General features: G+C 67.0%; 9 protein-coding genes. 3 read left to right on the top strand and 6 right to left on the bottom strand.

The annotated features are described in order from the left end of the window. Positions 1-3 precede the first annotated feature (3 nt). The 6 genes from AVJ23_RS06260 to AVJ23_RS06235 all read right to left on the bottom strand — a co-directional run bounded on the left by AVJ23_RS06260 (position 4) and on the right by AVJ23_RS06235 (position 8,881). Positions 4-2,757 carry an aminotransferase class I/II-fold pyridoxal phosphate-dependent enzyme gene (locus AVJ23_RS06260; protein ID WP_058861311.1) on the bottom strand — a complete coding sequence of 918 codons (2,754 nt, stop codon included), beginning with the start codon at positions 2,755-2,757 and terminating at the stop codon, positions 4-6. Between the two features lie 46 nt (positions 2,758-2,803). Continuing rightward, the gene (locus tag AVJ23_RS06255; RefSeq protein WP_058861310.1) at positions 2,804-3,772 is read right to left on the bottom strand and encodes a carbon-nitrogen hydrolase family protein; all 969 of its coding nucleotides are present in this window, start codon (positions 3,770-3,772) and stop codon (positions 2,804-2,806) included. 91 nt (positions 3,773-3,863) lie between these two features. Further along, complete coding sequence (locus AVJ23_RS06250; RefSeq protein ID WP_058861309.1) at positions 3,864-4,286, bottom strand: universal stress protein; 423 nt, start codon at positions 4,284-4,286, stop codon at positions 3,864-3,866. A 12-nt stretch (positions 4,287-4,298) separates the two neighbouring features. Then, complete coding sequence (locus AVJ23_RS06245; protein ID WP_058861308.1) at positions 4,299-7,061, bottom strand: TRAP transporter permease; 2,763 nt, start codon at positions 7,059-7,061, stop codon at positions 4,299-4,301. A 136-nt stretch (positions 7,062-7,197) separates the two neighbouring features. Continuing rightward, positions 7,198-8,169 carry a TAXI family TRAP transporter solute-binding subunit gene (locus AVJ23_RS06240; protein ID WP_058861307.1) on the bottom strand — a complete coding sequence of 324 codons (972 nt, stop codon included), beginning with the start codon at positions 8,167-8,169 and terminating at the stop codon, positions 7,198-7,200. A 160-nt stretch (positions 8,170-8,329) separates the two neighbouring features. Beyond that, positions 8,330-8,881, bottom strand: coding sequence for a cupin domain-containing protein (locus tag AVJ23_RS06235; protein WP_276203209.1), 552 nt, complete (start codon positions 8,879-8,881; stop codon positions 8,330-8,332). 217 nt (positions 8,882-9,098) lie between these two features. On the opposite strand from AVJ23_RS06235, the gene gabT reads away from it, so the two are divergent. The 3 genes from gabT to AVJ23_RS06220 all read left to right on the top strand — a co-directional run bounded on the left by gabT (position 9,099) and on the right by AVJ23_RS06220 (position 12,578). After that, positions 9,099-10,538, top strand: a complete 1,440-nt coding sequence (gene gabT, locus AVJ23_RS06230; protein WP_084794340.1) for a 4-aminobutyrate--2-oxoglutarate transaminase — start codon at positions 9,099-9,101, stop codon at positions 10,536-10,538. 120 nt (positions 10,539-10,658) lie between these two features. After that, complete coding sequence (locus AVJ23_RS06225; RefSeq protein WP_058861621.1) at positions 10,659-11,978, top strand: aspartate aminotransferase family protein; 1,320 nt, start codon at positions 10,659-10,661, stop codon at positions 11,976-11,978. Positions 11,979-12,017: 39 nt separating this feature from the next. After that, entirely contained in the window at positions 12,018-12,578 is a 561-nt protein-coding gene (locus AVJ23_RS06220) for a carboxymuconolactone decarboxylase family protein (RefSeq protein ID WP_058861305.1), read from the top strand. Positions 12,579-12,593 lie beyond the last annotated feature (15 nt).

The raw sequence follows: 12,593 nt of genomic DNA, 5'->3' as shown, positions 1-12,593 counted from the left end.
CCCTCAGGATTTCTTGCTCGTCAGGGCTTCCAGCGAGTCCTTGGTGAACACGCGCAATCCAAGGTCGGCCCGGTAGCCGTGGATCTCGCTCACGTCGAGGGCGCGCATGAATTGCAGGATTTCGCGGCTGATCACCTGCCCCGGCACGAGGATCGGGAACCCCGGCGGATAGGGGATGATGAAACTGGTCGAGACCAGCTCCTCGCCCTGTTCGAGCCGCTTCAGAAGCGTGTCGTCGAACGGCAGATAGTCGCAATTGTCCTCGTTGTAGGCGAGGAAATAAGCCGTGCGGATATCGCCTTCCGAGGTCTCGCCATCGGCGCGGAACGCCTCGTGGAAACGACTGAAATCGGGCAGTGGCGGGACATGTTCGATCAGCGCCGAGACGCGGTTGTCGAAGGAGCGGCGCTCCATCTTGGAGGCGTCGTCGAGCAGGTCCTCCAACTCGTTGGCGATCTCGACCAGCACCTCGATCAGGTAGGCGACCGAGGACCGCGTCGTGCCGATATTGGTCATGAACAGCACGGTGTTGCGCGAGGTCTTGTTGATCTGGATCCCGTACTTGTCCATCAGGATCTTGGTCTTGAACGTGTCGCCGTCCCAGCCCGTGCCGCCCACGGCCAGCGTGATGCGCGTGGGGTCCAGCACGAACTCGTCCTCGGCCCACATCGCCCACTTGTCGGTCCAGCCCTGCTTGGCATCGTAGTAATGGGTGGATTCCTCGGCCCGGTATTCCTGCGGGATGAGGTCGGCGACCGTCAGCACCTTGAAGTATTTCTGCAGAAGCGGATGCGAGGACACGGCCCGGCGGATCGCCATGGCGCTTTCCACCTGCCGCTGGACGAACTCGAACCCTTCCAGCTCCACCTGACGGCGGCCCACGTCCAGCGAGGCGATGATCTGGTAGTTGGGCGAGGTCGAGGTATGGGTCATGAAGGCCTCGTGGAAGGCCTGCTCCACCTCGCCCTTGAAGTCCTGGTCGTTGACATGGATCATCGAGCCCTGCCGCAGCGATGTCAGGGTCTTGTGCGTGGATTGCGTGGCATAGACCCGCACGCGGGCATGCGGCGGCGGCACCAGCCGCGTGTTCAGCCATTCCTCCTCGGTGGCGTCGGCCAGCTTGGCCTGCTGCGCTTCCCAGGCCGCCGCGGTCTCGGGCTGCTTGAGCTTGTCGCGCAGCATGTTCGCCGTGGTCATGGCGGTGCGCTTGGAATACATCGGCTCGAACCGCGCGAAGGCGAACCATGCCTCGTCCCAGAGAAAGACGAGGTCGGGCTTGATGGCGAGGCATTCCTCCATCACCCGTTCGACGTTGTAGACCACGCCGTCGAAGGTGCAGTTGGTCAGCAGCACCATGCGCACCCGGTCGAGCTTGCCCGCCGCCTTCAGCTTGAGCAGGTGATGCTTGATCTCGTTGACCGGCACCGCGCCGTACATGGAGTATTTGTGCAGCGGGTAGCTGTCCATGTAGACCACGTTCGCGCCCGCCAGCACCATGCCGTAATGGTGCGACTTGTGGCAGTCGCGGTCGACCAGCACGATATCGCCCGGCTGCACGACCGCCTGCACCACGATCTTGTTGCAGGTCGAGGTGCCGTTGGTGGCGAAATAGGTGTGTTTCGAGCCGAAGGCCCGCGCCGCCATGTCCTGCGCTTCCTTGATGGGCCCGCGCGGCTCCAGCAGGCTGTCCAGCCCGCCCGAGGTGGCCGAGGTTTCGGCCAGGAAGATGTTCGGCCCGTAGAAGGCCCCCATGTCCTGGATCCAGTGCGAGCGCGAGATCGACTTGCCGCGGCTGATCGGCATGGCGTGGAAGACGCCCGTGGGCTGGCGCGAATATTCCTTGAGCGCGGTGAAGAAGGGCGTCTTGTAGCGCCGCCCCACCCCGCGCAGGATGTTCAGGTGCAGTTCCTGGAAGTCCTCCTGGTTGTAGAAGACCCGGCGGCAGCGGCCCAGGTCCAGCGCGGCGATATCCTCGGCCGAGCGGTCGGTGATCAGGTAGGCGTCCAGCTCGGGGCGGATCTGCGCGATCAGGCGGCAGGTCTCGGGCCCGTACTCATAGGGCTGGATGGACTCGAAGATGTCGTCATCGCCGAACCAGCGCAGGTACTGGTTGAGGATCGGCAGCGCGTTGTGCGACTTGAGCGTCAGCCCCGGCCGCACCACCACCGCCTGCACGTTGTGATTGAACAGGATGCCGATCAGCGCGTCCTCGAGCGAGGGCACGATCACCGGCTCGTAGATGAACGGATCCTCGGACCGGCGCATGCGCAGCAAGCTGTTGCGCAGGAAGCGTTCCTGGTGCTCGTTGACCTCGTCGACGATCAGCACCTCGAAATAGGGCCGCCCCAGCGCGCGCGCCTCGGGGGCGAGCGAGGCCTCGTCCTCGTAATCCTCGTTATCGGCCTCGTCCGAGGACAGCGGGATGGTGCGGCGGCGATAGGCGCCGGAGGACAGCGCCCGCGCGACCCGCCGCACCGAGATCAGCAGATCCTCGTAATTGGCGTGATCGAGGAAGCGGCGCAGATGGGCAAAGCTGCTGCCCCCGGGAAAGGCCCAGTAGGCCTCGATCGGGGCCAGCACGTCGAAGAGGTTCTGCGCGGTCTTCAGCAGCTGCTGCCCTTTGCGCCCTTCCGAGCCGTAGCGCATCAGCCCTTCGGCCGCCTCGCGCAGCGCGCTCCAGCGATCGGAGCGAAGCTGCGTTGCGCTGTAATAGTCCCGGATCGACGGCATCGGTGCGTCACCGTGATGAGAGTTCATCGCAAAGCTCCTCCTTCGTTCGACGGCTGCCCGCCTGTCGCCTGGCTCAGCTCGAGCCGGTCTTGCCGTGGAACACCGACAGGTTGTGCACCGGGATGTCCGCCTCTTCCGTGTAGCCGAGCGCCGTGCGCGGGTCCGAGGTCCGCAGCCCGCGGGTCGAGCCCTGCTTCGGCGTCTCGAGCGGGCCCAGCGTGTTCAGATAGGCATCGGCCCCGCTGGCGCGATCGTAGACGGTGAAATCCGCCTCGCGGTCGCGGAAGCTCTTGAGCACCTGCCCCAGCCCCTTCAGCCCGGTCTCGCGCTGGCGGCGGACCTGGTCGAGATCGACCTCGATGGGGAACATGTCCTCCTGCCCGGCGGACTGGTGCAGCACCGTGGCTGCGGGATCGACCACCAGCGACCGGCCCACCCCGCCCGCGGCCAGCCCGTTCACGTCGAAGACGTAGCACTGGAACTGCGCGGCGGTGGCGCGGGCGATGGCCAGCTCGGCGTCGCGGTCGGTGGTGCCGGTCAGCACCGGGTGCAGCAGCACCTCGACCCCCTGGCTGGTCAGCTGGCGCGTGGTCTCGGGGAACCAGATGTCATAGCAGATCGACAGGCCGAACCGGCCCACCTCGGGCACGTCGAAGACGCAGAACTCGGTCCCCGCCGAAATGCCCTGCTCGTAGGGCCGGAACGGGAACATCTTGGAGTATTTCTTGACGATCTCGCCGTCGGGGTTGATCACGACGGAGGTGTTCAGGATGCGGCCGTCCTCGGTGCGCTCGAACATCGAGCCGGGGATCAGCCAGATCCCGTAGCGGCGCGCATCGACCTGGAACTGCTGCAACGCGTCGTTGGGAAAGCTCTGGGCGAACCGGTCGAGCGGCCCGAAGGGCGCCAGCTCGGAAAACAGAACCATCTGCGTCCAGGGGAAGCGGGCCATCAGGACATCGATCCTGTGGCGCATGGCTTCGACATTGGAATGCAGGGCCGCAACGTGCATCTGCACGCCGGCAATGGCGAAAGGGGTCATTGGGGGGACGTCTCCGGTAAGGTGGATGCGCCGCCATCGGTCCCGCGGCGCACCCGGTCTGTGAAAAAGTATGGGGCACGGCCCGGCACGATCACCGGACCACGAGCACCGGTCTGTCGGCGTGGTGCACGACCTTGTCGGCATTCGAACCGACGAGGAAGGTCCTGAGTTCCGACGGCGGGTGCGAGGCCATCACGATCATGTCGGCCGACGAGGCCTTGGCGGCGCGCAGAATCTCCTCGGGCACATGCCCGTGACCCACATGGGTCTCGACGCTGACGCCGGCAAGCTTCTCGGCGGCGAATTCGCCCAGCTGTGTCTTCATCGCCTCCAGCGCCTTCTTCTCGAAGCCGCTGGGCAGGTAACTGGCCACCAGCACCGAGCCGAGATCATGCACGATCCCCAGCAGGTGCAGCGTTCCCGTCCCGCCGCAGAGCTTGACCGCCATGGGCAGCGCCTTCTCCCAGCTTGCGGGGTGGTTCGGGTCGATCGGCAAGAGCACGTTGTGGAACATCTGTCACCCTCCTCAGGCCGCAACGGCGGATCTGCGCTGCGCACGGCCGCGCTGCATGAACACGACCAGGGCCAGCAGGGCCAGCGCCGGCAGGTACATCAGGTATTTCGTCGGTTGCGGCGCGGGCGCCAGCACCTCGACGATCTCCTGGTCCCAGTCGAGACCGGCATCCTGTGCCGGGCTGCCGAAGCTGACATTGTCGATCATGATCGTGCCGTCATTGTTCAGGTACTCGATCCCCGCCGCAGCGATGCGGTCGGCGCCGGTCTCGCCCTCGGGCACGGTCAGCAGCGCGGTGAAGGTCACCGGGTCGCCCACCGCGTTCAGCCCGTCCACCGTCAGGCGCAGGTCCTGCCCCGGTGGCGTGTCGCCGAAGGCCTGCTCGATCTGTGCCGGCGGCACGGATTCGAAGGGCGACACCACCATGTCCATCCAGAAGCCCGGACGGAAGAAGGTGAAGGCGATCAGCAGCAGCAGCACCGTCTCGTGGATCTGGTTGCGCGTCAGGAACCAGCCCTGTGTCGCCGCCGCGAAGAGCAGCATGGCGATCGTCGACATCACGAAGACGAAGATGCCCTGCACCCAGCCCACGTCGATCAGCAACAGGTCGGTGTTGAAGATGAACAGGAAGGGCAGCGCCGCGGTGCGCAGGCTGTAGAAGAAGGCGACCACCCCGGTCTTGATCGGGTCGCCCCCCGACACGGCCGCGGCCGCGAAGGAGGCGAGCCCCACCGGCGGCGTCACGTCCGCCATGATGCCGAAGTAGAACACGAAGAGGTGCACCGCGATCAGCGGCACGATCAGCCCGTTCTGCTGGCCCAGCGTCACGATGACGGGCGCCAGCAGGGCCGAGACCACGATGTAGTTGGCCGTGGTGGGCAGGCCCATGCCGAGGATCAGCGACAGGATCGCCGTCAGCGCGAGGATCGCCATGATGTTGCCGCCCGACAGCACCTCGACCACGTCGGCCAGCGCCGAGCCGACCCCGGTCTGGCTGACCGCGCCCACGATGATGCCGGCGGTCGCGGTGGCGATGCCGATGCCGATCATGTTGCGCGCGCCCGCGACGAGGCCTTCGAGCAGGTCGATGAAACCGGCCCGCGTGGCGCCCGCAATGTCACCGGCATTGCGCATCACCGCCAGGATCGGGCGCTGCGTGATCAGGATGAAGATCATGAAGGAGGCCGCCCAGAAGGCCGAGAGGCCCGGCGACAGGCGGTCGACCATCAGCGCCCAGACCAGCACCACGACGGGCAGGATGAAGTGCAGGCCGGATTTCACCGTGGGCCCCGGCAGCGGCAGCTTCTCGACCGGCTTGTTGGGGTCTTCCATCTTCAGCGGCGGCTGCTTGGAGGCGATGTAGAGCAGGCCGATATAGACCACGACCAGCAGCACGAAGACGATGTAGCCCGCGGTCTCGGGGAAGGCGGGACGGATCCAGCCCATCAGGTAGTAGACCGCGAAGGACAGCGCGCAGATCGAGGCGATGATGAACGAGGTCGAGATCAGCCAGGCCACCAGAGGCTTGGGCTCGACCGCGCGCGGCAGGCCCTGCATGTTGGCCTTCATGGCCTCGAGGTGCACGATGTAGACCAGCGCGATATAGCTGATCACGGCCGGCACGAAGGCGTGCTTGACCACGTCGAAATAGGGAATGCCCACGTATTCGACCATCAGGAAGGCCGCGGCCCCCATGACCGGCGGCATGATCTGGCCGTTGACCGAGCTGGCCACCTCGACCGCGCCGGCCTTCTCGGAGGAAAAGCCCACGCGCTTCATCAGCGGGATGGTGAAGGTGCCCGTGGTCACCACGTTAGCGATGGAGGAGCCCGAGATCAGGCCGGTCATCGCCGAGGAGACGACCGCCGCCTTGGCCGGGCCGCCACGCATGTGACCCATCAGCGAGAAGGCCACCTGGATGAAATAGTTGCCCGCGCCGGCCTTATCCAGCAGCGAGCCGAACAGCACGAAGAGGAACACGAAGGAGGCCGAGACCCCCAGCGCGATGCCGAACACGCCCTCGGTGGTGATCCATTGGTGGTTCACCACTTCCGACAGCGAGTTGCCCTTGTGCGCGATGATCCCCGGCATGTACGGGCCGAGGAAGGTATAGGCGAGGAACACGGTCGCCACGATCATCAGCGCCGGCCCGAGCGAGCGGCGCGTCGCCTCGAGCAGCAGCAGCAGGCCGATCACCGCGATCACGAAATCCTGCAGGATCGGCGCCCCGACTCGCGTGGCGATCTGGTCCGAGAAGAACAGCGTGTAGAGCGAGGCGACGGCGCCCAGGATGGCCAGCGCCCATTCCCAGGCCGGGATCCTGTCCTTGGGCGAGCCCAGCAGGATCGCGGCGATGACGCCGATGCCGATCACCGGGATCCACCAGATCGGCGTGCCCTCCTTGGCGCCCACCATGAAGAACACCGTCAGCAGCGCCGGCACGACTAGCGCCAGTCCCATCTGCGCGGGCGTGCGCTGCGAGGGATAGGCGAGAAAGGCGAGGAACAGGGCAAAGGCCAGGTGCACGGCGCGCGTGTCGGCCTGGTTGAACACCCCGAAATTCAGCATGAAGGGCAGCGGCGAGGCGACCCAGAGCTGGAACAACGACCATGCGAGGGCGGTCAGCAGCAGGAAGGTGCCGATCGGGCCGGAAGGGCTGCGCCCGCCGGTATCCGTGGAGGCAACCAGTTCGTCCAGTTCTTCCTGCGACAGGCCGCCCTTCCCGGACGCCTCCTGTTCAACCGCGGCGGATTGAAACTGCTTGTCGTCGCTCATGCCATGTCCCTTTCGTCCCGTCCGGTCCGGCGCATTTCGTGTTCATGCGCGTCTTTGTGCCGTCATGACCGGAACCCGGGCACGGGTCCGGCAAGGGCGGAGGGCCGTCAGGCCCCCCGCGAGCGCGCAGGCGCGATCAGGAGTCGGCTTCCATCCAGCCGCGCTCGACATAGTACTTCTTGGCGCCGGCATGCAGCGGCGCGGACAGGCCGGTCGAGATCATGTCCTCTTCGGTCAGGTTCTCGAAGGCCGGGTGCAGGCCCTTGAAGCGATCGAAGTTCTCGAACACCGCCTTGACGACCTCGTAGACCACGTCTTCCTCGACGCTGGCCGAGGTCACGAAGGTGGCCTTCACACCGAAGGTGCGGACGTCTTCGTCATTGCCCTTGTACATGCCACCCGGCACGGTGGCCCAGGCGTAATACGGGTTCTCGTCGACCAGCTGCTCGATCTCGGGCGTCTCGACCGGGATCACCTTGGCGTCGACCGTGGTCGTGGCTTCCTGGATGGAGCCGGCGGGGTGACCCACGGTGAAGATGATGGCGTCGACATTGTTGTCGCCGAGGGCAGCGGACTGCTCGGCCGATTTCAGCTCGGAGGTGAGCGCGAAATCATCCTCGGTCCAGCCCATCGCGTCCATCACCACGTCCATGGTGGCGCGCTGGCCGGAGCCCGGGTTGCCGACGTTGATGCGCTTGCCCAGAAGGTCGGTGAAGGTCTCGATGCCGCTGTCGGCACGGGCGACCACGTTGAACGGCTCGCCATGCACCGAGAAGACCGCGCGCAGGTCGCCGAAGGCATCGCCTTCGAACTGCGAGGAGCCGTTATAGGCATGGAACTGCCAGTCGGACTGGGCCACGCCCATGTCCATGTCGCCGGCCTTGATCGCGTTGATGTTGGCGATCGAGCCACCGGTCGACGGCGCGGTGCATTTCAGGCCGTGATCGGCCGAGCCACGGTTCACGAGACGGCAGACCGACTGGCCCACCACGTAGTAGACGCCCGTCTGGCCACCGGTGCCGATGGTGATGAAGCGCTCCTGCGCGGCGGCAAACGAGCCGCAGACGGCGAACGCTGCCGTCAGACCTGCAATACCAGTGAATTTCATGTCGTACTCCCTGTTTGTTGAAACCGCACGATAACGTCCTGTGCGGCCTACACAATGAATCAGGCTAGCAGCGTTTGCCATCCTGACCAACCCAAAGCCGAAAACGACACTTCATGTGTCGAAAACGACTTCGTGAGACCGGCAATGCGCGTCATGCCGATCAAAACGTGGGCGGTGTGCATGCGCTGATCACCACGCAGGGCACATCGCCGATATTGCGGAACCTGTGGGGCAGCTGGCTGTTGAAAAGATAGCCATCCCCGGGGTTTAGAACGCGAACCTGATCCGCCACCGTCACCTCGATCACGCCCGAGACGACGATGCCCGCCTCTTCGCCGTCATGGCTGAGCAGCTCGGGCCCGGTATCGGCGCCCGGCGGATAGGACTCGTGCAGCACCTGCAGCGCGTGGCGCGAGGCATCGCCAAGCTGACGCAACGACACCCGTGCCGCGCCGTCCCCCATGCCTGCGTCCTGCGGCGACAGCTCGATATACTCATCGGGGGCGTAGAAATACTTGGGCACCACGTCCTGCTCGACGACCGAGAAGAATTCCGACAGGTTCATCGGGATCGCGTCGAGCAACCGCTTGAGCGACGCCACGGAGGGGCTGGACTTGTTCTGCTCGATCAGGGAAATGGCGCTGCTGGTCAGGCCCGCGCGGCCGGCCAGGTCGCGCTGCGACATGCCGCGGGACTCGCGCACCGCCCGCAATCTGCCGCCGATATCCAAGTGCTGCGCCTCCCATGATGCATGTCAATTTTATTAAGCGCAGAGATCTCCGGAGGGTCAACAGGAAAACGGCGCTCAATGATTACATGCGGTTGCAGGGCGAAGTCGGCTGAAATTCGCGGCAGCCTGCAATTCGATTGACAAATAAAGTGGCCGGTCGTCAAATATACTGAACGCAACGAGCGTCGGGAGAGACCGCATGACCACCGCGACCAAGACCACCCGGTCCCGCAGCAAGACCGCGACCACCACGCGCCGCCGGACCAGCAAGCCCGCCCCCAAGGCCGAAAGCGCGACGCTGGCCGCCGAGACCTCGGCCGCGCCGATCGGCACCAGCAACGCCGCGCTGATCGCCCGGCGCGAGGCCGCCGTGGCGCGCGGCGTCGCCTCGGCCGCGCCGGTCTTTGCCGACCGCGCCGAGAATGCCGAGCTCTGGGATGTCGAGGGGCGCCGCTTCATCGACTTCGCCGGCGGCATCGCCGTGCTGAACACCGGCCACCGCCACCCCAAGGTGGTCGAGGCCGCCAAGGCGCAGGAAGACCGCTTTACCCACACCTCCTTCCAGGTCGTGCCCTACGAGCCCTACGTGGCGCTGGCCGAGAAGCTGAACGCGCTGGCCCCGGGCGATTTCGCCAAGAAGTCGCTGCTGGTCACCACCGGCGCCGAGGCGGTCGAGAACGCCGTCAAGATCGCCCGCGTGGCCACCGGCCGTCCCGGCGTGATCGCCTTCACCGCCGGCTATCACGGCCGCACCCTGCTGACGCTGGGCATGACCGGCAAGATCGCGCCCTACAAGAAGGATGTGGGCCCCTTCCCCACCGACCTGTTCCGCGTGCCCTTCCCCAGCGTGCGTGATGGCATCAGCGTGGCCGATTCGATCCGCGCGCTGGAGACCCTGTTCCTGACCGATGCCCAGCCCGACCGGGTCGCGGCGATCATCCTGGAGCCGGTGCTGGGCGAAGGCGGCTATCACCCGGTGCCGACCGAGCTGTGGCAGGCACTGCGCGAGATCTGCGACCGCGAGGGCATCCTGCTGATCTCCGACGAGATCCAGGCCGGGTTCGGCCGCACCGGCACGTGGTTCGCCGTCGAGCATTCCGGCGTCGCCCCCGACCTGATCACCGTGGCCAAGAGCATGGCGGGTGGCTACCCGATCGCCGGCGTGGTGGGCCGCGCCGAGGTGATGGATGCCATGGGCCCCGGCGGGCTGGGCGGCACCTATGGCGGCAACCCGGTGGCCTGCGCCGCCGCGCTGGCCGCCATCGAGGCGATCCAGTCCGAGGGGCTGCTGGCGCGCTCCACCGCGATGGGCGAGGCCATGCGCGCGCGCTTCGCCGACATGGGCGCCCGCGTCGCCCCCTACCGGATGTGGGACATCCGGGGCCTGGGCGCCATGCTGGCGGTCGAGTTCGTCACCGATTTCGACACTGCCACCCCCGATGCGGCGCTGACCAAGGCGGTCGTCGCCCATGCGCTGGAGCGCGGCCTGATCCTGCTGCCCTGCGGCATGCACGGCAACGCGCTGCGCATCATGGTGCCGCTGACCGCCTCGGACGCGATCATCGACGAGGGCATGGCGATCTTCGAAGAGGCGCTGGCCGCGGCCGTGGCCGAGCGCGAGGCCGCCCCGGTCCTCTGACCGGCGACCGGCAACAAGCTGCCGGGGCGGATTGCCGCCCCGGCTTGCCTTTCCGCCCGGCGGCGCGGCATCTTGCAGGGACCCGCGCCCCTCTTCGGGCGCGGCATCTGGGAGATCTCGATGTCACATGTCTTTCCGCGCCACACCCGCCAGGCGCCCCCCGTGGCCGTCGCCGGCGATGGCTGCTACCTGATCGATGCCAGCGGCAAGCGCTACCTGGACGGCTCGGGCGGCGCGGCGGTGTCCTGCCTTGGCCATAGCGATTCCGCGATCATCGAGGCGATCAAGACGCAGGTCGACAGCCTCGCCTTCGCGCATACCGGTTTTTTCACCTCCGAGCCCGCCGAGAAGCTGGCCGACCTGCTGGTCGCCAATGCGCCCGACGGGCTGGACCGGGTCTATCTCGTTTCCGGCGGCTCCGAGGCGACCGAGGCCGCGATCAAGCTGGCCCGGCAGTACTGGGTCGAGAAGGGCCGCCCCGAGAAGGGCCGCCTGATCGCCCGCAAGCAGAGCTATCACGGCAACACGATCGGCGCGCTGTCGGCCGGCGGCAATGAATGGCGCCGCGCCCAGTTCGGCCCGCTTTTGCTGGATGTCAGCCATATCGCGCCCTGCTACGAATACCGCGAGCGCGCCGAGACCGAGACGGCCGAGGAGTACGGGCTGCGCGCCGCGCAGGCGCTCGAGGACGAGATCCTGCGCCTCGGCCCCGACACGGTCATGGCCTTCATGGCCGAGCCGGTGGTCGGCGCCACCGCCGGCGCGCTGACGCCCGCGCCGGGCTATTTCAAGCGCATCCGCGAGATCTGCGACAAGTACGACGTGCTGCTGATCCTCGACGAGGTGATGTGCGGCATGGGCCGCACCGGCTCGCTCTTTGCCTGCGAGCAGGACGGCATCGCGCCCGACATCGCCTGCATCGCCAAGGGGCTGGGCGCCGGCTACCAGCCGATCGGCGCCATGCTCTGCACCGCCGAGATCTATGCCGCGATCGAGGCGGGCTCGGGCTTCTTCCAGCACGGCCACACCTATATCGGCCACCCCACCGCGGCGGCGGCCGGCCATGCGGTGGTCTCGGCTATCCTCGAACGCGGGCTGGTGCCGCGGGTCCGCGAACAGGGCGACAAACTGGCCGCGCGGCTGACCGAGCGCTTCGGCCAGCACCCGCATGTGGGCGACCTGCGCGGGCGCGGGCTGTTCCGCGGCATCGAGCTGGTGGCCGACCGCGACACCAAGGCGCCCTTCGACCCGGCGCGCGGCGTGGCCGGCAAGATCAAGAAGGCCGCCTTCGAAGCCGGGCTGATCTGCTACCCGATGTCGGGCACGATCGACGGCAAGACCGGCGACCACGTGCTGCTGGCACCGCCCTTCATCATCGAGGATGCCCAGATCGACGAGCTGGTCGACAAGCTGGACACCGCCATCGCGGCGGCGGTCTGAGCCCTTGTCCTGCCGGAACGACCTGCGCGGGGCCGGGCCATGAGCGGCCCGCCCCGTTTCCCGCCCCTGCCGCCGCAGGACTGGCCCGCCGCGCTGGACGACCTGCGCGACGGCTTTGCCGGGAGGCTCGATGTCTATCGCACGATGGCGCATCACCCCGACCTGCTGCGCGCCTGGGCGCCGCTGCGCGAGCACGTGGTGGCGCGCCCTTCGCTGGGGCCCGAACGCTCCGAGGTGGTGATCCTGCGCACCGGGAGGAATCTCGGCTCGGCCTATGAATGGGGCCACCATGTCAGCCGCGCCCGCGCGCTTGGCATGGACGATGCCCGCATCGCCGCCATGCGCGGCCCGCTCTCCGGCATGTGCCCCGAGGATGCCACGCTCTGCCGCGCGGTGGACGAGCTCTTTGCCGACAAGCGCCTGTCGGAGGACACGCAGGCCGCGCTGCTGGCGCTGGTGGGCCCGCCGGGCCTTTTCGACGTGATCGCCACGGTCGGCTTCTACTCGGTGCTGGGCTACATGGTGAACTCCTTCGACACGCCCTTGGACGCGGCCGTCGCATCCGAGCTGGAGGCCGCCCCGCTGGACCCCCCGGACTGACCCCTTGCGGGCGCG

The organism is Pseudoponticoccus marisrubri (genome assembly GCF_001482405.1).
Taxonomy (GTDB): domain Bacteria; phylum Pseudomonadota; class Alphaproteobacteria; order Rhodobacterales; family Rhodobacteraceae; genus Pseudoponticoccus; species Pseudoponticoccus marisrubri.
The sequence above is the reverse complement of the archived record's forward strand: the minus strand, read 5'-3'. Positions and strand labels throughout refer to the sequence as shown.